This window comes from Kitasatospora sp. NPDC028055 (assembly GCF_040637885.1).
Classification (GTDB): Bacteria; Actinomycetota; Actinomycetes; order Streptomycetales; family Streptomycetaceae; genus Kitasatospora.
Map to the genome: position 1 here is coordinate 73,856 of NZ_JBEZXE010000023.1, position 19,881 is coordinate 93,736.

A 19,881-nucleotide genomic window follows, 5' to 3' on the forward strand; every position below is an offset into this window, starting at 1 on the left:
GCGATGACCAGGGCTGCGGACCCCCTCACCGCCGTGCCGGACGGCGCCCCCGACCACCCCTCCCACCCCTCTCACCCCTCCCACCCCGAGTACGCCGGCCGTCCGGAGCACCCCGACGACCCCGAACTCGCCGCCCGCGCCGCCGAGCTGGTGCGCCGCGCGGTGCTCGGTGACCTCGCCCGCCGGGTGGTGGCCGAGTGCGGCGCCGACGTCGGCCTGGTCGGCGTGCCCGAGCCGCTGCCCGGCAGCCGCCCCGGCAGCGAGGGCATGGTGCTGCGCCACTGGGCCGGCACCCGGGCGGACCTGCTGCACGACGTGCCGGTCCCGGCCGGTCTCGGCCTCGGCGGCCGGGCGCTCGCCGAGCGCGCGCCCACCTGGGTGTCCGACTACCGTGCGGCCACGACCATCTCGCACCAGTACGACGCGGCCGTGGCCGCCGACGACCTGTACGCGATGCTCACCGTCCCGCTGCTGGACGGCGACACCGTGCACGGCGTGGTGTACGCCTCGCTGCGCACCGTCGTCCCGTTCGGGGACGTCCGGATCTCCGCCGTCGGCCGGCTGGCGGCGACGGCCGCCCGGGCGCTCGCCGGGGCGGCGGCCTGGAACCGTACGAAGCCCGAACCAGTGGTGCCCGCACGGCCGTTGACCCGGCGCGAGCACGAGGTGCTGCGCTGGGCGGCGACCGGCCGGACCAACCCGGAGATCGCCGCCCACCTGGGCCTGACCTGCAACACCGTGACCGGCTACCTCAAGTCCGCGATGCACAAGCTCGGCGTCCGCAACCGGACCGAACTCGCCCTGGCGGCCCGCGCCTCGGGCCTCGTCAGCTGACGGCGGACGGCGGACGTTAGTTGACCTGGCGCTCCCGCCCGCTCCAGTACGGCTCGCGGAGCCGGAACTTCTGCAGCTTCCCGGTGGCCGTGCGCGGCAGCTCGGCCCGGAACTCCACCGAGGTGGGCGACTTGTAGCCGGCCAGCCGCTGCTTGCAGTGCGCGATCAACTCCGCCTCGGTGACGGCCGACCGGTCCTCCCGGAGCACCACCAGGGCCTTGACCGTCTCGCCCCACTTCTCGTGCGGCACCCCGATCACCGCGACCTCGGCCACCGCCGGGTGGCCGTACAGGCAGTCCTCCACCTCGATCGAGGAGACGTTCTCCCCGCCGCTGATGATGACGTCCTTCTTCCGGTCCGAGATGGACAGTTGGCCGTCGGTGAGGGTGCCGCCGTCGCCGGTGTGGAACCACTCGTCCCGCAGCGCCTCGGCGGTCGCCTCCGGCTGCCGCCAGTACCCGTCCAGCACGGTGTTGGAGCGCACCAGCACCTCGCCCTGGGCGTCGACCCGCAGCTGGGTGCCGAGCGCGGGGGCGCCGGCCTGCACCAGCTTCTCGGCCCGTTCGGCGGCCGGCAGGGTGTCCCACTCGGCACGCGAGCGGTTGACCGTGACGATCGGCGCGGTCTCGGTCAGGCCGTAGAGCTGCATGAACTCCCAGCCCAGCTGCTCCTCGACCTGCTGCACCACCGAGGTCGGCGGCGGGGCGCCGGCCACGATCATCCGCACCCTGTCCCGGCCGGGCACCGGGCCGTCCCAGTCGGCGGCCGCGTCCAGCACCATCTGCACCACGGCGGGCGCGCCGGACAGGAAGGTCACCCCGTGCCGCTCGACCCGGCGCAGGATCTCGGCGCCGTCCACCTTGCGCAGCACGATGTGCCGGGCGCCGAGTCCGGTGAGCGAGAACGGCAGGCCCCAGCCGTTGGCGTGGAACATCGGCAGGGTGTGCAGGTACACGTCCCGGTCGTTCGCGCCGTAGTGCAGGCCCATCAGCGTCGCGTTCAGCCACACGTTGCGGTGGGTGAGCTGAACGCCCTTGGGGCGGGCGGTGGTTCCGCTGGTGTAGTTGATGGTCGCGGTGTCGTTCTCGGAAACGGCGTACCGGCGGGGAGCGTTGTCGAAGTCGTACAGCAGCGCGTCACTGTCCGCGCCGAGCACGAACTTGTGCTCGGCCACCACCCCGTGCAGGGCGTCGGCGAGTTCGGGGTCGACCAGCAGCACGGAGGCGCCGCTCTGCTCGACGATGTACGCGACCTCCTCGGCCCGCAGCCGGAAGTTGACCGGCACCAGTACCCGGCCGTACCCGCTCACCCCGAAGAAGGAGGTGAGCAGCCGGGCCGAGTTGTGCGAGACGATCGCGACCCGTTCGCCCGGGCCGACGCCGAGCCGGTCCAGCCCGGCGGCCTGGGCCCGGGCGAGTTCGGCGACCCGTCGGTAGCTCAGCTCGCCCCAGGATTCGGCCGGTTGCACCGGCTCGTCGACGATGCCGACCCGGTCGCCGTAGACCAGCTCGGCGCGGTCGAGGAAGTCCATCGCGGAGAGTGGAATCTGCATGCGCCCACTGTGCTATCCCGCGCGCCCGCTGCACACCCCCGATCGGGGGTGTCACCCGTTCGAACGCAGCCGCTCGGCCGTCGTCAGCGCCGCGAGCAGCCGGTCCCGGGCCTCGGTCTGGGCGGCGATCCGGCGTTCCAGCGCGGCCAGCCGCTCCCGGACGATCTCCAGCACCTGCTCGGACGGCGGGCGGGACAGCACGTCCCCGTCCAGGCAGCCGAGCAGTGGCCGGAGGTCCTCCATGGTGAGCCCGGCGGCGACCAGGGCGCGGATGTTGCGGACCCGCGGGACGGCCGAATCCCGGTACTCCCGGTAGCCGTTGGCCGCCCGCTCGGAGTCGATCAGCCCGGCCTGCTCGTAGTGCCGCAGCGCCCGGGCGGTACTGCCCGTCCGCCGCGCCAGTTCACCGATCCGCACCGCCGCCCCGCCCCGTCCCTGCTCCGCCGCATCCCTGTTGCGCCGCGTCCCACTCCGCCGCGCCCCTGTTGCGCCGCGTCCGTCCCTGGTCCGTCCGGTCAGGCCACCAGCGCGCCCCCGTCGACGGACAACACTACGCCGGTCACGAACGAGGCCTGCGGCGAGGCGAGTCGGGTGATCGCCCAGGCCACCTCGGCGGGTCGGCCGATCCGGCCGAGCGGGGTGATCCCCAACTGCCACTCGCGGATCGCCGCCGACTGCTCGGGGCTGAACCCGGAGTGCTCGCCGATCGGGGTGTCGATCGCCCCGGGCGCCACCGCGACCACCCGGATCCCGCGCGGAGCGAGTTCCACCGCCCAGCTGCGGGTGATCGTCTCCAGCGCCGCCTTGCCCGCCGCGTACACCGAGTTGGTCGGCCAGCCACGCTGCCCGACGGCCGTGCTGACGTTGACCACCACGCCCTGGGTGGCGGCCAGGGCGGGCACCGCGGCCTGCCCGAGCAGCACCGGGGCGACCAGGTTGGTGGCCAGCAGCGCTTCGATGCCGGGCCGGTCGAAGTCGCCCAGGGCCTGCCCGCTCCGCACGATGCCGGCGTTGTTCACCAGCACGTCGAGCCGCCCGTACCGCTCCAGGGCCGTTCCGACGATGGTCTCCGGGGCGTCCGGTCCGGTGACGTCCGCGACCAGCGGCTCGATCAGGCCCGGGTGCGCCTGCGCCGTCTCCGCCAGCGGCCCGGGGCGCCGCCCGACCGCCACCACCCGGGCGCCCTCGGCCGCGAAGGCCCGCGCGGTCTCCCGCCCGATCCCCGTCCCGGCCCCGGTGACCACCACGACCCGGCCCGCTCCGGCTGCTTCGTTCGCTTCGCTCATGGGGGCAGTCTCCGACCCTGCCGCCAGCGTCAGGGTCAAGCCGCAACCGTCGAGCAGCAACCGTCGAGCAGCAACCGTCGAGCACCGGCTGTTCGTCCGTCAGGAAGATCGCGACGCGGTTCCGAACCCACGGGGAGAGCACCCATGAGCCACCACCGGCCCGACCCGGCCCTGACCACTTTCCCGACGGCGGACGGCCTGCTGCTGCGCCCCTTCGAGGACGCCGACGCGCCGGCCCTGATCGAGGCCTACCGGGACGGGACGCTGCGCCGGTTCAGCCGGACCTGGCCGGACGACCCGGAGCGGGCCGCGCACTGGCTGGCCGTGCAGCGCGAGGGCCGGGCGAACGGCACCCGGTACGCCTTCGCCGTGGTCGAGGACGGCGGGCTGGTCGGCAATGGCGGGCTGGTCGGCAACGTGGTGCTCAAGCGCGGTGCCCCGGGCGGGGAGCGGGCCGAGGTCGGCTACTGGACGGTGGCCGCGGCGCGCGGCCGGGGCGTCGCCCCGCGCGCGGTGGAGGCGCTCACCGTCTGGGCCTTCGAGGCCTTCGCCGGGGACGGCCTGCTCCGGATCGACCTGCTGCACGAGGGGGACAACGAGGCCTCCTGCCGGGTCGCAGAGAAGAGCGGCTACGCGTTCACGGAGATCGTCCCGGCCTTCCCGCCGTACCCGTCGGACGGTCACCGGCACTGCCGGAAAAGGCTGGACACGACCGAATGGCACAGGTCAGAGTGAGCGCATGGCTTCTCTGGTGCGTCACGTGACGATCGACTGCGCAGACCCGTTCGCCCTCGCGGACTTCTGGGCGAAGGTGCTGGACGGCACCGTCGGCGAGGACGACAACCCGGGTGACCCGGAGGCGGTGGTGGACTCCGCCGGCGCCTCGCTGCTGTTCATCCAGGTGCCCGAGGGCAAGACGGTGAAGAACCGGGTCCACCTGGACCTCCAGCCGCAGGACCGCAGCCGTGACGAGGAGGTCGAGCGCCTGCTCGCCCTGGGCGCCACGGTGGTGTCGGACCAGCGCCGCCCGGACGGCACCGGCTGGGTCACCATGGCGGACCCGGAGGGCAACGAGTTGTGCGTCGAGCGCAGCCAGGCCGAGCGCATCGCCACCGGCGCGTCCTGAACCCGCCGGGGCCCCTGAACCCGCCGGGGCCCTGAACCCGCCGGGCCCCTGAACCCACCAGTGCGTCTGAACCCGCCGGGGCGTCCTGCGCGGGCGGCCGTTCGCACTTCCGTCCGATAATCGACCTGTCTGAGGCCAGTGACAAGCGAGACCACCCTCCGAGCACCAGGCAGGTACCCCATGGCCAGAATCGCCGTGATCGGCGCCAACGGCAGCATCGGCAGCGCCGTCGTCGCGGAGGCGGAGGCCCGCGGGCACGAGGTCACCGCCGTGGTCCGCGAGCCGGACCGCTACCGGGGCACCGCCGCCCGGGTGGAGCGCGGCGACGTGCTGGACCCGGCCGACGTGGCCCGGGTGGCGGCCGGCCAGGACGTCCTGGTGAGCGCCGTCGGCGGCGGCGACGGCCCGGGCCACCTGGCGTTGATCGAGCCCGCCGCCCGTTCCCTGGTCGAGGGCCTGCGGGCGCTCGCCGACGGCACCGCGCCCCGGCTGATCGCGGTGGGCGGCGCGGGCGGCCTGGAGACCGCCCCGGGCGTGCGGGTCTGGGACACCCCGGGCCTGCCGGAGCCGCTCCTGCAGATCATGCACGCCCACGGCGAGGCGCTGGACTACTACCGGACCGTCTCCGACGTCCGCTGGACGGTGCTCAGCCCGGCCGCCGAGATCGGCCCGGGGGAGCGGACCGGTCGCTACCGGACGGGCCTGGAGCAGCTGCTCACCGATGCCGAGGGGCAGAGCCGGATCTCGGTGCCGGACTTCGCGGTCGCCCTGGTGGACGAGATCGAGCAGCCCGAGCACATCGGCGAGCGCTTCACCTGTTGCTCGCTGTAGCGCCGGCTCACCCGTTCAGCCCAGCTGGACGGACCGCTTGGCCAGTCCCATCCAGAAGCCGTCGATCACGCTGCGCTGGCTGCCGAGGTCGGCCTCGCCGGCGCCGAGGGTCACGAACAGCGGCGCGAAGTGCTCGGAGCGCGGGTGGGCGAGTCGCCCGGCCGGGGCCTTGTGCTCGAAGTCGAGCAGCGCGTCCACGTCCTGGGCGTCCAGCGCGCGCCTGCCCCAGTCGTCGAACTCGGCCATCACCGAGCTGATCCGGCCTTCCCTGCTGAGCGCCCGCAGGTTGTGGGTGAAGAAGCCGCTGCCGATGATCAGCACGCCCTCGTCGCGCAGCGGGGCGAGCCGGCGGCCGATCTCCAGCAGGCGCTGCGGGTCCAGGGTGGGCAGGGAGATCTGCAGCACCGGGACGTCGGCCTCCGGGAACATCTCCACCAGCGGCACGTACGCGCCGTGGTCGAGCCCGCGGTCGGGGATGTCCTGGACGGGCGTGCCGGGGGCGCGCAGCAGCTTGCGCACGCGCTCGGCCAGCTCGGGCGCGCCGGGGGCGGCGTACCGGACGGCGTAGTAGTGCTCGGGGAAGCCCCAGAAGTCGTAGACCAGCGGGACGGTGGTGACGGCGCCGACGGCCAGCGGGGCCTCCTCCCAGTGGGCGGAGACCATCAGGACGGCCCTGGGCCGGGGCAGGTCGGCCGACCAGGCGGCCAGCTGGCCCGGCCAGATCGGGTCGTCGGCGAGCGGCGGCGCGCCGTGCGAGAGGTACAGGGCGGGCATGCGCTCGGGGGCCGCGGTGCTCAAGGCGTCCTCCTCAAGGGGAACGAGTGGGTAGTTCAAATTTGAACCTCTACTTCGGGACGGTACACCTTCGTTCGAATTTGAACAACAGGAGTAGGCTTCACCCCATGTCCTCACTGAACGAACCCCGCTGGCTCGACCAGGACGAGATGGCCGCCTGGCGGGGCTTCGTCGTCGCGAGCAACCTGCTCAACCGGCGGCTGGAGCGCCAGCTCAAGGACGACTCCGGCCTCTCGCACCAGCAGTACGAGATCCTGGTGCACCTGTCCGCCGCCCCCGGCGACTCGCTGCGGATGACCGAGCTCGCCGACAAGCTGGTCACCTCCAAGAGCGGCCTGACCTACCAGGTCACCCAACTGGAGCGGATGGGCCTGGTCGGCCGCCGCTCCTGCCCCAGCGACGTGCGCGGCGTCATCGCCGAACTCACCGACCAGGGGCGGGAGACGCTCCGCCAGGCCGCCCCCGGCCATGTCGCCCTGGTGCGCGAGCTGCTGATCGACGTGCTCACCCGCGAGCAACTCGCCGTCCTCGCCGAGGGCCTGGGCGCGGTCAGCGCCCGCCTGCGCCAGGACGACACGCCGTAGGGCGTTTCCGACAACCCCTAACCGTCCCCCGTTCGGGCCCCGGTCGCCCCCTGGCCGTCACCCCCGAGTCCGGCCGCCCGCTCCAGCAGCAGCTCCCGCTCCCGCTCGTTGCGGGTCAGCCCCGCCGCCCGCTCGAACTCCGCCCGGGCCTGCGCCGTCCGCCCCAGCCGGGCCAGCAGGTCGCCCCGTACGCTCGGCAGCAGGTGGTAGTCGCGCAGCGCCGGCTCCGCCGCCAGCGCGTCCACCAACTCCAGGGCGGCGGCCGGGCCCCGGGCCATCGAGACGGCCACCGCCCGGTTCAGCGCCACCACCGGCGAGGGCGTCAGCACCAGCAGTCGGTCGTACAGCGCGGCGATCGTCGCCCAGTCGGTGTCCTCGTAGCGCCGCGCCCTGGCGTGGCAGGCGGCGATCGCGGCCTGCACCGAGTACGGCCCGCCGCCCGCCCGCCCGAACGCCTCGAAGCCGCGCCGGATCAGCAGTCCGTCCCAGCGCGCCCGGTTCTGCTCGGCCAGCAGCACCGGCCGCCCGTCCGGCCCGGTGCGGGCGGCCGCCCGGGAGGCCTGGAACTCCAGCAGCGCGGCCAGCCCGTGCGCCTCCGGCTCCCCGGGCACCAGCGCGGCCAGCACCCGGGCCAGCCGCAGGGCGTCCTCGCACAGCTGCGGGCGCAGCAGGTCGTCCCCGGCGGTGGCCGAGTACCCCTCGTTGAAGATCAGGTAGACGACCTCCAGCACCGAGGACAGCCGCTGCGCCCGGTCCTCGCCGTACGGCACCTCGAACGGCACGCCCGCCTTCGCCAGCGTCCGCTTCGCCCGGACGATTCGCTGGGCCACCGTCGCCTCCGGCACCAGGAAGGCGCGGGCGATCTCCGGGGTGGTCAGCCCGCCCAGCAGCCGCAGGGTGAGCGCGATCCGTGCCTGCGCCGACAGCACCGGGTGGCAGGTGGTGAAGATCAGCCGCAGCAGGTCGTCGTCGATGTCATCCGGGCCGGACGGCTCCGCCGGCTCCGGTGCGTCCTCCAACGACCGCCCCACCTCGGCGAGTTTGCGGGCGTAGACCTCCCGGCGGCGCACCAGGTCGACCGCCCGCCGTTTGGCGGTGGCCGTCAGCCAGGCGCCCGGGTTGTCCGGTACGCCGTCGCGGGGCCACTGCTCCAGCGCGGCCACCAGGGCGTCCTGGGCCAACTCCTCCGCGAGGCCGACGTCCCGGACGATCCGCGCGGCCGCGGCGATGATCCGCGCGGACTCGATCCGGAACGCCGCCTCGACGACCGCCGTCGCCTCCCTCTCCGTCACGGCCACCCATCAGAGCAGCCGGAGCGGCGGGAGGCAACGAACGCCGCGACCCTCACCTGGCGAGGCCCTTACTGCGGGGGCTGCGGCATCTCCTCGATCTGCCGGACCTCCGCCTCGACCTGCCAGTGCGCCGGGTGGGTCTGCAGGAAGCGGCGGGTCCACTCCAGTGCCTCCGCCTTGTCCTTGCACTGCAGGATCGCGTACCCGCCGACGACCTCCTTGGTCTCGGTGAACGGCCCGTCGGTGTAGCCGATCTTCCCGTCGGTCCAGCTCACCCGGGTGCCCTGGGCGGTCGGGGTCAGCCCGGCGGTCTCCAGCATCACCCCGGCCCTGGTGATCTCCTCGAACAGTGCCCCCATCCGCTGCTCGAACCCGGGGTCGGGCTCCCAGCCGTCCCGGCCCTTCTCGTCGATCCGGACCAGTGTCATGAAGCGCGGCATGGTGACTCCTCGGTCGTGCGGGCGGGGCCGTTCCCCGCCGCTCACCCCTGCGTCGATCGGGCCGGCGCCGGATCGACATCCGCCGGGAGGAATCTTCGAAGAATGTTTCCGCCGATTCCCCGGGTGCGGTCCGCGGGTCTCAGCGCCCCGCCGCCCCCGGCGCGCACAGCAGTGCCGCGCGCAGGTCGGTCCGGTCCCGGAGCCGGGCCAGGTTGCGGCCGGTCAGCTCCTCGATCCGGCGGATCCGGTAGTGGACGGTGTTGACGTGGATGTGGAGCTGCTCGGCCGTCCGCGCCCAGGAGCCGTCGTGGTCCAGGAACACCGCCAGGGTGCCGAGCAGCGAGACGCCGTTCTCGGCGTCGTGGGCGGTCAGCGGGGCCAGCAGCCGGGCGTGGAACGCGGCCGTCACCTCGGGCGGGATGCCGCGCAACAGCCCGTCCAGGGAGTCCAGTTCGGCGGTGCTGGCGATCGGACCGGTGGCGCCCGCCAGCACGTACCGGGCCTGCACCAGGGCCGCCCGCAGCGCCTGGGGGGTGGCCGGGGCGGCCGGACCGACGCCGATCCGCAGGGTGTGCCGGTCGGTCAGCCGGGCCTGGAGGGCGGGCCGGGCCCGGCGCAGCCGTTCGGCGACCCGCTCGGCGGGTGCGGCCACCAGCCCCGAGGTGAGCCCGGCGCGGTCGGTGCCCGCCGCGTACGGGGCGTCCAGCGGGTGCAGCGCCTCGGCCAGCGCGTGTGCCGCCCAGTCGGCCGGGGCCTCGTCGCCGGCCCGGCCGGGCTCGATCCGCGCGGTGACCGCCACCAGCGGGCCGGTCTCGGCCAGGCCGCAGGCGGCGAGCGGTTCGGCGAGTCCGGCGTCGTCGGCCAGCGCGTCCAGCAGCCGTCCGGCGGCCCGCCGCCGGGTGCCCGCCGCGGCCCGGGCACGGGCGGCGAGCGGGGCGAGCAGCTCGGCGAGGCCCTGGAGCGCCGGTTCCACGGCGGGGGTGTGCGGGTGGGCGCGCAGCCGCCAGCCGTCGAACGGGGAGCCGTCCTGCGGGCCGACCGGCAGCCCGGGCCCGCCGCGGCCGGTGGCCGGCGCGGGCTGGGGCGGGCCGGCCACCGGGCGGCCGCCGGCGGTGCCGATCGAGCACTCGGGCAGCCCGAGCCGGCCGACCGCGTGGGCCAGCACCTGCCCGGGCGCGGCCTCGGTGCGGACCAGGTCGAGCAGTTCGCTCCGGACGGTCTCCGGGATCGCTGCGGTGTCCTGCGCCCCGGCCCGCAGGTCGCCCCAGAGCCGCAGGTAGACCCGGTCGGTGACGGCCCGGAAGCTCACCCCGGCGGGCACCGCGAGCAGCGGGATGGCGTGGGTGCGGCAGGCCTCGGCCAGGCCGTCCGGGATGCTGCCGTGGGTGCCCTCGCCGGCCAGCAGGGCGGCCACGCCGGCGCTGCGCAGCGCGGTGGCGAAGCGCAGCGCGCCGGAGGCGTCGGCGGGCTGCCACCAGACCAGGCCGGTGAGCACGAGTTCGCCGGGCTGGAGGTAGCGGGCCGGGTCCTGGAGGTCGGTGGAGCTGACGCCGGTGACCGGGCGGTCGAGCAGGTCGGGGGTGCCCCAGGCCAGCCGGATGGACAGGTCGTCGAGGTGCAGCAGGTCGCCGACGATCATCTCTCGCTCGCTCTCGCCCGGGTGTCGCTCTGGTGCGTCGCGTCGCCTCCTCTCGCAGATGAGAGGGGTGTCAACGCATGGGCATCGTAAATGCCAGTGGAAGCGCCGTGAATCTTCTTGTCGGATCATCCAGCGGCGGGCCCGGTGGCCGGTGTGCGGAACCAGTGGTCCGCCCGATTGCCGGGCTGCTTGGATCGGGGTGCGGGGCGCACCGGGCCTTCTCCTCCCGGCGCACACCGTGACCGGCCTCGCACGTGCGAGCTGAAACCTCGACCAGTCATCTCAGCTGCCGCTGAATGAGGGCATTCAGCGCCGCAGGCGCGAATGACGGAGCTGCCCCTCGGGTAGTCCTCCTCCCGGGCCGCAGTGGCGCGGCCCGGGAGGAAGGAGCGCCATGATCCCGGCCGGCCCCGGTGTGACCCCGGCACCACCCACCGTCCGGCTGCACGGCCACCTCGACGAGCCGGCCGAGCTGACCGTCGAGCAACTGCGCACCCTCCCCGCGCACCGGGTCGAGGTCAGCTTCGACTGCCTGACCGAGGGCGAGCAGCGGCACGGCTACGAGGGCCCGGCGCTGCTGGACGTCCTGCTCGCCGCCCGGCCCCGGATCGACTTCTCCGGCCGCAAGCAGCGGCTGCGCTTCCTGCTCAACGTGGTCGGGGCGGACGGCCACCGGGCGGTGGTCTCCTGGGCCGAGATCGACCCGGACTTCGGCGGCCGCCGGATCCTGCTCGCCACCAGCATGGACGGCGCCCCGCTGGACGCGGACGGCCCGCAGCTGGTCGTCCCGGACGACCACTGCGGCGCCCGCTACGTCAGCGCCGTCACCGCCGTCTGGCTGGGCCCGCTCGGTGACCAGGAGCGGCCCGCCGCGGACTGACCGCCCCGGCCCCCGGCGTCGGCCGGCCCCGGTCGCAGTGCCGGCCGGGACCCCCGGAAAATCGCTGGCCGGGGGCGGCTTTCCGTGCCAACATGCCCCATATGGGGACGATTCTGCACGGCACCCTGGTCACCCTCCGCCCGGCCACCGCCGACGACATCCCGGCGCTGGTGGCGATCCGCAGTACGCCCGAGGTGTTCGCCCGCTGGCGGGGCGGTGACGATCTGGTCGACGCGGTCGCACGGGACTTGGAAGCGCCCGAGACCGAGACCTTCGCGATCGACGTGGGCGGCCGGGTGGTCGGCGCCGTGCAGTGGTACGCCGAGAACGACGACGAGTACCGGCACGCCGGGATGGACATCTTCCTCGACCCCTCGGTGCACGGCCTGGGCCTGGGGACGGACGCCGTGCGCACCATGGCCCGGCACCTGGTGCACGACCACCACTACCACCGGCTGGTGATCGACCCGGCCGCGGACAACCTGGCCGCCATCCGCTGCTACACCAAGGTCGGCTTCCGCCCGGTCGGCACCATGCGCCAGTACGAGCGCGGTCCGGACGGCACCTGGCACGACAACCTGCTGATGGACCTGCTCGCGGACGAACTGTCGGACGGCTGACGGCCGTTCACCGGCACCCGGCGGCGGATGCCAGGGTGTACAGACATCTTGTCAGCCGACTGCCCTGAGCTGTACAGACACCTCGGCGCCACAGGAGCGATCGCAACTGATCGCCTGGAGTTCTTCCCTGCGTACCGAGCAGTAGCTAGCGTTCCCCCGCCAATCACCGGCGGCCGGTCACCCCGGACCGTCCGGACCCCACCGGTTGACGGACCCCCAGGAGAACGCCCATGCTCTCGCGTCGCACGGCCACCGCCCTCACCTCGGCGGCCGCCGCCGCACTGCTGCTCGGCGGCACCGCCCCGAGCGCCTCCGCCACCACCGCGGCGAGTCCCACCCCACTGTCCGTCCTCGCCTTCAACGTCGACCTCGGCACCGCGATCGTCGACAGCACCCAGAACGAGCAGGCCGCCCGCCGCACCCCGGTGATCGAGCAGATCGTCCGGCAGCACAACGCCGACGTGGTCGTCCTGGACGAGCAGTTCAACAACAGCTCGACCGCCGACATCAACGCCAAGCTCGCCGACCTCTACCCGTACCGCACCCCGGTGGTCGGCGGGACCTGCTCCGGCGGCGGCTGGACGGGCGTCAGCGGCAACTGCTCCAGCTCGTGGTTCGTCATCAACGGCGGCACGATGATCCTCTCCAAGTACCCGATCACCACCCAGTACGCCCACGTGTTCAGCAACTCCACCTACGGCACCTGGGACTACCACGCCAACAAGGGCGCGGCGCTGGTGCAGGTGAAGAAGAACGGCAGCACCGCGTGGGTGGTCGGCACCCACCTCCAGGCGGACGAGGCCGACACCTCCACCGACACCACCCAGTCCACCCGACTCGGCCAGCTCGCCGAGATCCGCGCCTGGGTCGACGGCATCGTGGGCAGCGGCGCGCCGGTGCTGATCGGCGGCGACCTCAACGTCGAGTACTTCCACGGCCAGGCCCGCGGCGACTACGCCAACGCCCAGAACGCGGTGAACGGCGTGCTCGGCACCCCGGCCACCGTCCCGAACCAGGCCCGCACCACCATGGACTGCCCGGTCTCCTCCTGGTGCCAGTACATGGCGGGCGTGGAGACCTTCCCGACCGACTACCGGGACGACCTGGACTACATCGGCTACCTCAACGCCCCGGGCCGCCCGGTGCCGAGCTCGATGTCCGACGTGAAGATCGACTTCGACCCGCAGGCCGGCTGGGTGCCGGGGCAGCCGGACACCGTCGCGCCCAGCGACCACTACCCGGTCGAGGCCACCTTCCAGCTCAACTGACCGAGTCCCCAAGGCTGTTGTTCAGGGCGCCGACAGGGTCGGCGAGTCGGCAGGGGCGCCGGCCGGGCAGCCGCAGGAGCGCCGCGCCACCAGCCGGGCCGGGAAGGTCCGGGCCCCGGCGGCGCGGCGCTCCGGTCCGCCGAGCACCAGGTCCACCGCGGCCCGGGCCATCTCGTCCTGCGCGGTGGTGACGGTGGTCAGCGCCGGTCCGGCGATCACCGCCTCGGCGATGTCGTCGAAGCCGGCCACCGCGAGCTGCTCGGGCACCCGGATGCCCAGGTCGTCCGCGGCCCGGAGCAGGCCGATCGCCTGGTCGTCCGTCGCGCAGAACACGGCGGACGGCCGGTCGGGCCGGCTCAGCAGGGTGAGCGCCTCGGCGTGCGCCCGGACCCGGTCGAAGGGCGCCGGGGTGAGCCGGCCGTCGGTGGACAGCCCGGCCTCGGCCAGGGCCGCGGCCCAGCCGGCCGTCCGCCCGGTGACCGGGTCGAGCGGGCTGAGCGCGAGGGTGCCGCCGAAGCAGTGCACCTCGCGGTGGCCGTGGTCGAGCAGGTGGCGGACCACCTCGCGGGCGCCGCCCTCGTCGTCGGCCACCACGGCCACGCCGTCGACGCTCTCGGTGCGGTGGTGCAGCAGCACGACCGGGGTGCCGTCGGCCGAGTCGAAGCCGCTCAGCCCGGGGGCGGCCGGGTCCTGGGTGACCAGGATCAGCCCGTCCACCTGCATCCCCAGGAAGGCCCGGATGTAGTGCGCCTCGCGCTCGTCCGCGTAGTCGGAGTTGCCGATCAGCAGCAGCCGGCCGTGCTCGGTGGCGGCCTGCTCCACGGCGTGGGCGAGCCCGGCGAAGAAGGGCTGGCGGGCGTCCGGCACGACCATGCCGAGCAGGTCGGTCCGGCGGCGGGCCATCGCCTGGGCGACCCGGTTGGGCCGGTAGCCGAGCTCCTCCACCGCCGCGAGCACCCGGGCCCGGGTGGCCGGCGCCACCGGACGCGGTCCGTCGTTGATCACATAGCTCACGACCGCTGTGGACGTCCCCGCCACCCGCGCCACATCGTCCCGTGTCACCCTCGCCATGACCGATGAGCCTACACAGCGGCTCCGACCAGCGCGTTTCCGCGTCCGGGGAAGCCCCGATCGGCCCGCCCCGGTTGCGGGCCGGCCGCCGCCGCCCGGAGGGTGGCGGGACGGGCGGCACCCGCTGCCGTCACCGCCGACGGTGGGAGCAGGCCGATGAGCGCGCCTCCGCAGCGGCGGGCCGGTCGGAGCGCACGCCCGGCGGCCCGGCCGAGGGTCCGGATCCACTCCCGCGCGCGCTCCGCCGTCGCGGGCAGCGCCCGGCCGAGGGTCCGGCCCTGGCGGGCGTACACGGTGGTGGTCGCGATCGTCCTGTCCGTCACCGCGGGCCTGCTGCTCTACTTCGACGAGCGCTCCAGCCGCAGCCATGCCCAGGTGGTGGGCGCCACCGCCCCCGGCCCGGACTTCCTGGAGGTCGACGTGACGCTCCAGCGGGTGGACGCGGCCGCGCAGACCGTCACCGCGAAGATCGTCACGCAGCTCCGCGGTGCCCTGCAGACCGCGGACAACCCGCTGGTGCCCACCGGGGACGTGGTGCTGGAGACCACCTCGCTGGAACAGACCGTGCTCAAGTACCCGGCGGGCCAGCAGATCGGCTCCAGCACGGTGACGTTCAGCCTGTTCGACGGACGGATCTCGGACTACCCCTTCGACCGCTACTACGCGATCATCGGCTTCGCGGCGACCGTCGGCGGGCGGTCCGTCCCGCTGGTGATGGGGCTGACGGAGGGCGACCCCTTCTTCGTCTTCAAGCAGGACGGGAAGCTCAGCGAGGGCAACGGCGTCGCGGTGACCGAGCGGATCAGCCGCTCGCGCAGCACTTTCATCCTGGCCTGGTTCATGATGGCGGCGATGTGGGCGCTGGCGTTGTCCGTCCTGGTGGCGGCCTGGCTGATCGTCCGGCAGCGGCGCGGGATCATCTGGCCCGCCCTGAGCTGGATGGCGGCCACCCTGTTCGCCCTGGTCGGCATGCGCAACGCCGCGCCCGGCAGCCCGCCGATCGGCTCGCTGCTGGACTACGCGGCGTTCTTCTGGGCGGAGCTGCTGGTCGCGGTGGGCCTGACCATGGTGGTGGCGCGAGGTGTCCGGGTCGAGGGCGGGCGCGGGTCCGGCCCCTGACGCACTGCTCGGCCTCGGCGCCGGAGGACTCAGCCGGCGTCCGGCACGAGCACGGTCAGCGAGGTCTCCCGCAGCTCGAAGCCCAGGGACTCGTAGACCCGACGGGCCGGGTTGCCCTCGGAGACCACCAGGTGCACGTCGGCCAGCCCGCGCCCGGCGGCGTCCGCGACCGCCCGGCGGAGCAGGTCGGCGCCGAGCCCGCGGTAGCCGCGCTGGGGGTGGCGGAAGACCTCGGCGACCCAGGGCAGGCCGTCACGGTCGGTCAGTACGGCGGCGCCGACCACCCGGTCCTCGGCGTCCACGGCGAGCAGGCTGGACGGCAGCACCGGGCCGATGGCCTTCCCGGCCAGCAGCGGGCCGATCCGCTCGGCCAGGGCCCGGGCGTCGTCCCCGGGGAAGTGGTCCACGTGCGCCGGGTCGAAGGCGGCCCGCCACGGCTCCAGCAGCTCCTCGGGCGAGCGGTCGCAGGGCACCGCCCGGAGCCCCTCGCGCAGCGGCGCGCCGGCCCAGTCGGCGGGCGGGGGATCGGCGCGCAGGTCCCGCCGGAGGGTGTGGGCGTGGCGCAGGGCCCTCGCCCCCTGGGCGAGCAGCCGCTGCCCGAGCTCGGGGCTGGCGGAGACCACCCAGCCGGCCAGTTCGGCGCGGATGTACGCCACGGCGTCCGCCGAGTCGCCCAGCACCTCCAGCAGGTCGGCCCAGGGGCGCCCCTCCCGCTCGCCCGGCTGGTACCGCAGCACCGGTGCCCCGGCGCTGTCGTGCCTGACCACCCAGTCCGTTTCGGGCACGGCCCCACCCCATTCACAAGAGTCACGCGAGTCACGAGTTCGTTCGTCGACGGCCCATGCTCACCAGAACCGGAGCGCCCCGGCAACCGGTTTTCGATCGGCGGATCCACCTGCCCGGCGGATCCCACAGCCCGGCGGATCCCCTGCCCCGCGGATCCTCCTGCCCCGAGGAGCTCAGCCCACCACCGCCGCCCGGACGCAGAGCACGTCCGGCAGGTGGGAGACCAGCAGCGACCAGGTCTCGCCCTCGTCGCGGCTGCCGTACACGTCGCCGGTCCGGTTGCCGAAGTAGATCCCGGCCGGGTCGGCGTCGTCGGTGCGCAGCGCGTCGCGCAGCACGATGCCGTAGTGGTCCTCGCCGGGCAGCCCGTTGGCCAACTGCTGCCAGCTGGTGCCGCCGTCGGTGGTGCGGAAGACCCGGCAGCGGCGGCCCGGCGGGATCCGGTCGTCCGAGCCGCCGAGCGGGAAGAGGTAGGCGGTGTCGCCGCGGCGCGGGTGGGCGGCGATCGCGAAGCCGAACTCGGCGGGCAGGCCGTCCGCGATGGAGCGCCAGCTCCCGCCCCAGTCGTCGCTGCGGTAGACCCCGCCGTGGTTCTGCAGGTAGAGCCGGTCGGGGTGGACCGGGTCGGCGGCGATCTTGTGCACGCACTGGCCGAACTCGGGGTACTGGCGCTCCTGCGGGAAGAACTCGGCGCGCAGGCCGGTGTTGGAGGGCTCCCAGCTGTCGCCGCCGTCCTTGCTGCGGTAGACGCCCCCGCTGGAGACCGCGACCAGCAGCCGCTGCGGGTCGCGCGGGTCGGTGAGGACGGTGTGCAGGCCCTGGCCGCCGTAGCCGGCGCCCCACTCGGGCCGCTGGGGGTGGTTCCAGAGCGGTTCGACCAGGGTGAAGCTCTCGCCCCCGTCGATGGAACGGAACAGGGCGGCGGGTTCGGTGCCCGCGTACACCACCCCGGGGGCCTCCGCTCCGGCGGGCTGGAGCTGCCAGACCCGGGTGAGCGAGGCACCGGTGGACTCGGGGAAGCGGATCGCCGGGCGGGCCGGCTCGTGCCAGTGGGCGCCGAGGTCGTCGGAGCGCCACACCGAGGGCCCCCAGTGACTGCTGTCGGCGCCGACCAGCAGTCTGGTGCGGCCCTCACGGCGGTCGATCGAGACGGAGTAGATCGCGTTCATCGGGAAGTGCGGCCCGCTGAACTCCCAGTCCAGCCGGTCGCGGCTGCGGCCGAGAAAGAGGCCCTTCTCGGTTCCGACGGCCAACAGCACCTCGGTCATGCCTCACACCACCTGATCGCGAGCGGCCCCCCCTGGACGGCCCCCCGGGGCGCGGCGGACGCGGCCCCTCCGCCCAGTGTCCCGCCGTCCACCGGCGGTCACATCTCGCCGCGCCGCGTCCCCCGCGGAGGGGGAGGGGGTGCCCGGGGGAGGGGTCAGCCCCGGCAGCCCTCCAGCAGCCGCAGCCACACCTCGCTGATCGTCGGGTAGGCGGGGACGGCGTGCCAGAGCCGGTCGATCGGCACCTCGCCGACCACCGCGACGGTCGCCGAGTGCAGCAGTTCGGCGACGGCCGGGCCGACCAGGCAAGCGCCGATGATCACCTGCCGGTCCAGGTCGTAGACCACCCGGGCGCGGCCGCGGTAGTCGTCGGCGTAGAGCGAGGCCCCGGCGACCTTGCCGATCTCGTGGTCGACGGCCTTGACCCGCAGGCCGAGCCGCTCGGCCGCGGCCAGGGTCAGGCCGACGGCCGCGACCTCGGGCCGCGTGAACACCACCTGCGGCGCTCCGGCGAGGTCGGCGGACGCGGAGTGCGCGCCCCAGCGCGAGGTGTCCAGTGCGCGCCCCTCGGCCCGGGCGGCGATCGTCGCACCGGTGATCCGGGCCTGGTACTTGCCCTGGTGGGTGAGCAACGCCCGGTGGTTGACGTCCCCGGCGGCGTACAGCCACTCGCCGTCCACGCCCAGCACCGTGCAACTGTCGTCCACGTCCAGCCAGTTCCCCGGCCGCAGCCCGACCTGCTCCAGCCCGATGTCGGCGGTGCGCGGGGCCCGGCCGGTGGCGTACAGCACCTCGTCGACGGTCAGCCGCTCGCCGCCGGAGAGCGTCAGCACCACCGGCCCGGTGGCGTCGGCCCGCTCCAGTGCCCTCACCTCGGTGCCGAAGCGGAGGTCCACGCCGGCCTCCCGCAGCCCCTCGGCCACCAGCTCGCCCGCGAAGGGCTCCATCCGCGGCAGCAGCGCGTCACCGCGCACCAGCAGCACCACCTCGGAGCCGAGCGCCCGCCAGGCGGTGGCCATCTCCACGCCGACCACCCCGCCGCCGACCACCGCGAGCCGCCCGGGGACGGTCGGCGAACCGGTCGCCTCCCGGTTGGTCCACGGGTGCGCCTCCGCCAGCCCGGGCACGGTGGCCGGCAGCACCGGGCGGCTGCCGGTGCACACGACGACGGCGTGCCGGGCGGTGAGCACCCGCTCGGTGCCGTCCTCCGCCTCCACCGTGACCGTCCGCACGCCCGCCAGCCGGCCGTGGCCGCGGACCAGCTCGATGCCGGTGTCCCGCAGCCACTGCACCTGGCCGTCGTCCTTCCAGTGCGAGGTGAAGGAGTCCCGCCGGGCCAGCACCGCCGCCGCGTCCAGCCGGCCGTCGCCGACCGCCTGCCGGGCGCCGCCCACCGCGCGGGCATCGTCCAGTGCGGCGGCCGGGCGCAGCAGCGCCTTGCTCGGCATGCAGGCCCAGTACGAGCACTCGCCGCCGACCAGTTCGGCCTCCACGATCACCGTGCTCAGGCCCGCGGCGACGGTCCGGTCGGCCACGTTCTCGCCGGTCGGCCCGGCGCCCAGGACGATGACGTCGTACTCCCCGGTGGTGCTGCTGGTCATGTCCCGTCCTCCGTGGTCTCGCGGGTCGCCCGGTCCCTGGCCGGGTGCGGCGTGCGCCCCATCCTGCGACGCGGACCGGCCGGAGCGCGGGCGAACACGCCAACCGTGATCAGATCGCCGCGAGTTCCGCGAGCAGCGCGGCGGTGTCGGCCGGGCGGGAGAACATCGGCCAGTGCCCGGTGGGGAGTTCGCGCAGTTCCCAGTTCGGCCCGGCCATCCCGACGAACCACGGGTGGCCGGACGCGATCATCTCCCGTACCCGGTCGAGCGGGAAGGAGCAGGTGACCAGGGCCTGTGGCAGGGCGGCCCCGGCGCCGGTCAGCCGGAGCCGGTCCCGGTACGCCCCGACCGGGTGCGGGGTGAGCCGGGTGCGGATCCGTTCCAGCGCGGCCCCGTCCAGGCCCTCGGTGCTGGAGCCGTGGGCGGCCATGTACTCCCAGGAGGGCATCGGGAGCCGGCCGTCGACCGCGGTGGCGTCGGCCTCGGCCCGGAACTCGGGCTGCCACAGGTCGTACACCGAACCGCCGTCCGCCATCGGCCCGCTGTCCAGGTAGGCCACCCGCCGGATCCGTTCCGGCATCCGGTCCGCGACTCCGCCGACCGGGGCGCAGGCGCCGCTGTGCGCGACCAGCAGCACGTCCCACAGGTCCTCGCGCACCAGCAGGTCGGCCAGGTCCGCGATGTGCTCCTCCAGCCCGAAGTCGCCCTGCTCACCGGCCCGTTCGGCCAGCCCGGGCAGGCTCACCGGGAAGACCCGGTGCCCGGCCGCGCGCAGCGGCGCGGCCACCTCGTCCCAGGCCCAGGCACCGAGCCAGAATCCGGGAACCAGTACGAACGTGCTCATGGTGGACCGTCCTTCCGCGGTGGGGCCCCCGGTCCCGGTGCTCCC

The 19,881-nt window shown here is 74.5% G+C and carries 21 protein-coding genes; 9 read left to right on the top strand and 12 right to left on the bottom strand.

All coding sequences use genetic code 11. The features are described 5' to 3' along the window. The first annotated feature begins 3 nt into the window (after positions 1–3). Positions 4–834 (top strand): LuxR C-terminal-related transcriptional regulator, encoded by an 831-nt coding sequence (locus AB0F71_RS22720; protein ID WP_360237346.1) that lies wholly within the window; start codon positions 4–6, stop codon positions 832–834. Positions 835–850: 16 nt separating this feature from the next. On the opposite strand, the gene AB0F71_RS22725 is transcribed toward AB0F71_RS22720, so the two are convergent. The 3 genes from AB0F71_RS22725 to AB0F71_RS22735 all read right to left on the bottom strand — a co-directional run bounded on the left by AB0F71_RS22725 (position 851) and on the right by AB0F71_RS22735 (position 3,672). Beyond that, complete coding sequence (locus AB0F71_RS22725; RefSeq protein ID WP_360237348.1) at positions 851–2,386, bottom strand: AMP-binding protein; 1,536 nt, start codon at positions 2,384–2,386, stop codon at positions 851–853. 51 nt (positions 2,387–2,437) lie between these two features. Beyond that, the gene (locus tag AB0F71_RS22730) at positions 2,438–2,803 is read right to left on the bottom strand and encodes a MerR family transcriptional regulator (RefSeq protein ID WP_360237350.1); all 366 of its coding nucleotides are present in this window, start codon (positions 2,801–2,803) and stop codon (positions 2,438–2,440) included. 98 nt (positions 2,804–2,901) lie between these two features. Further along, positions 2,902–3,672 carry an SDR family oxidoreductase gene (locus AB0F71_RS22735; RefSeq protein WP_360237352.1) on the bottom strand — a complete coding sequence of 257 codons (771 nt, stop codon included), beginning with the start codon at positions 3,670–3,672 and terminating at the stop codon, positions 2,902–2,904. 144 nt (positions 3,673–3,816) lie between these two features. Here AB0F71_RS22735 and AB0F71_RS22740 point away from each other — a divergent pair, with 144 nt between their 5' ends. The 3 genes from AB0F71_RS22740 (at position 3,817) to AB0F71_RS22750 (ending at position 5,629) form a co-directional block, all read left to right on the top strand. Then, entirely contained in the window at positions 3,817–4,407 is a 591-nt protein-coding gene (locus AB0F71_RS22740) for a GNAT family N-acetyltransferase (RefSeq protein WP_360237354.1), read from the top strand. A gap of 4 nt (positions 4,408–4,411) precedes the next feature. Then, positions 4,412–4,798 carry a VOC family protein gene (locus tag AB0F71_RS22745; protein WP_360237356.1) on the top strand — a complete coding sequence of 129 codons (387 nt, stop codon included), beginning with the start codon at positions 4,412–4,414 and terminating at the stop codon, positions 4,796–4,798. 180 nt (positions 4,799–4,978) lie between these two features. Then, positions 4,979–5,629 (top strand): NAD(P)H-binding protein, encoded by a 651-nt coding sequence (locus AB0F71_RS22750; RefSeq protein WP_360237358.1) that lies wholly within the window; start codon positions 4,979–4,981, stop codon positions 5,627–5,629. Positions 5,630–5,644: 15 nt separating this feature from the next. Here the strand turns inward: AB0F71_RS22750 and AB0F71_RS22755 are convergent, their stop codons facing one another. Further along, positions 5,645–6,427 carry a class III extradiol ring-cleavage dioxygenase gene (locus AB0F71_RS22755; RefSeq protein WP_360237360.1) on the bottom strand — a complete coding sequence of 261 codons (783 nt, stop codon included), beginning with the start codon at positions 6,425–6,427 and terminating at the stop codon, positions 5,645–5,647. 113 nt (positions 6,428–6,540) lie between these two features. On the opposite strand from AB0F71_RS22755, the gene AB0F71_RS22760 reads away from it, so the two are divergent. Further along, entirely contained in the window at positions 6,541–7,008 is a 468-nt protein-coding gene (locus AB0F71_RS22760) for a MarR family transcriptional regulator (RefSeq protein WP_360237449.1), read from the top strand. A gap of 17 nt (positions 7,009–7,025) precedes the next feature. Here AB0F71_RS22760 and AB0F71_RS22765 read toward each other — a convergent pair whose 3' ends face one another. The 3 genes from AB0F71_RS22765 to AB0F71_RS22775 all read right to left on the bottom strand — a co-directional run bounded on the left by AB0F71_RS22765 (position 7,026) and on the right by AB0F71_RS22775 (position 10,379). After that, a complete protein-coding gene (locus tag AB0F71_RS22765; RefSeq protein ID WP_360237362.1) occupies positions 7,026–8,306 on the bottom strand; it encodes a sigma-70 family RNA polymerase sigma factor in 1,281 nt (426 codons plus the stop codon). A 62-nt stretch (positions 8,307–8,368) separates the two neighbouring features. Then, positions 8,369–8,740 (bottom strand): YciI family protein, encoded by a 372-nt coding sequence (locus tag AB0F71_RS22770; protein ID WP_360237364.1) that lies wholly within the window; start codon positions 8,738–8,740, stop codon positions 8,369–8,371. 139 nt (positions 8,741–8,879) lie between these two features. After that, positions 8,880–10,379 carry a helix-turn-helix domain-containing protein gene (locus tag AB0F71_RS22775; RefSeq protein WP_360237366.1) on the bottom strand — a complete coding sequence of 500 codons (1,500 nt, stop codon included), beginning with the start codon at positions 10,377–10,379 and terminating at the stop codon, positions 8,880–8,882. Between the two features lie 394 nt (positions 10,380–10,773). Here AB0F71_RS22775 and AB0F71_RS22780 point away from each other — a divergent pair, with 394 nt between their 5' ends. The 3 genes from AB0F71_RS22780 (at position 10,774) to AB0F71_RS22790 (ending at position 13,147) form a co-directional block, all read left to right on the top strand. Next, entirely contained in the window at positions 10,774–11,259 is a 486-nt protein-coding gene (locus tag AB0F71_RS22780) for a molybdopterin-dependent oxidoreductase (RefSeq protein ID WP_360237368.1), read from the top strand. A gap of 101 nt (positions 11,260–11,360) precedes the next feature. Further along, positions 11,361–11,879 carry a GNAT family protein gene (locus AB0F71_RS22785; RefSeq protein ID WP_360237371.1) on the top strand — a complete coding sequence of 173 codons (519 nt, stop codon included), beginning with the start codon at positions 11,361–11,363 and terminating at the stop codon, positions 11,877–11,879. Positions 11,880–12,109: 230 nt separating this feature from the next. Beyond that, complete coding sequence (locus AB0F71_RS22790; protein WP_360237373.1) at positions 12,110–13,147, top strand: sphingomyelin phosphodiesterase; 1,038 nt, start codon at positions 12,110–12,112, stop codon at positions 13,145–13,147. A gap of 21 nt (positions 13,148–13,168) precedes the next feature. Here the strand turns inward: AB0F71_RS22790 and AB0F71_RS22795 are convergent, their stop codons facing one another. Continuing rightward, on the bottom strand, positions 13,169–14,218 hold the full coding sequence (locus AB0F71_RS22795; protein WP_360237375.1) for a LacI family DNA-binding transcriptional regulator: 1,050 nt from the start codon (positions 14,216–14,218) through the stop codon (positions 13,169–13,171). Between the two features lie 156 nt (positions 14,219–14,374). Here AB0F71_RS22795 and AB0F71_RS22800 point away from each other — a divergent pair, with 156 nt between their 5' ends. Further along, the gene (locus tag AB0F71_RS22800) at positions 14,375–15,337 is read left to right on the top strand and encodes a DUF4436 family protein (RefSeq protein ID WP_360237377.1); all 963 of its coding nucleotides are present in this window, start codon (positions 14,375–14,377) and stop codon (positions 15,335–15,337) included. Between the two features lie 29 nt (positions 15,338–15,366). Here the strand turns inward: AB0F71_RS22800 and AB0F71_RS22805 are convergent, their stop codons facing one another. The 4 genes from AB0F71_RS22805 to AB0F71_RS22820 form a co-directional block, all read right to left on the bottom strand. Then, complete coding sequence (locus tag AB0F71_RS22805; RefSeq protein ID WP_360237379.1) at positions 15,367–16,122, bottom strand: GNAT family N-acetyltransferase; 756 nt, start codon at positions 16,120–16,122, stop codon at positions 15,367–15,369. Between the two features lie 174 nt (positions 16,123–16,296). After that, positions 16,297–17,391: an exo-alpha-sialidase gene (locus tag AB0F71_RS22810; RefSeq protein WP_360237381.1), complete on the bottom strand. Its 1,095-nt coding sequence runs from the start codon at positions 17,389–17,391 to the stop codon at positions 16,297–16,299. Positions 17,392–17,546: 155 nt separating this feature from the next. After that, entirely contained in the window at positions 17,547–18,992 is a 1,446-nt protein-coding gene (locus AB0F71_RS22815; RefSeq protein WP_360237383.1) for an NAD(P)/FAD-dependent oxidoreductase, read from the bottom strand. Positions 18,993–19,101: 109 nt separating this feature from the next. Beyond that, complete coding sequence (locus AB0F71_RS22820) at positions 19,102–19,836, bottom strand: alpha/beta fold hydrolase (protein ID WP_360237385.1); 735 nt, start codon at positions 19,834–19,836, stop codon at positions 19,102–19,104. Positions 19,837–19,881: the final 45 nt, after the last annotated feature.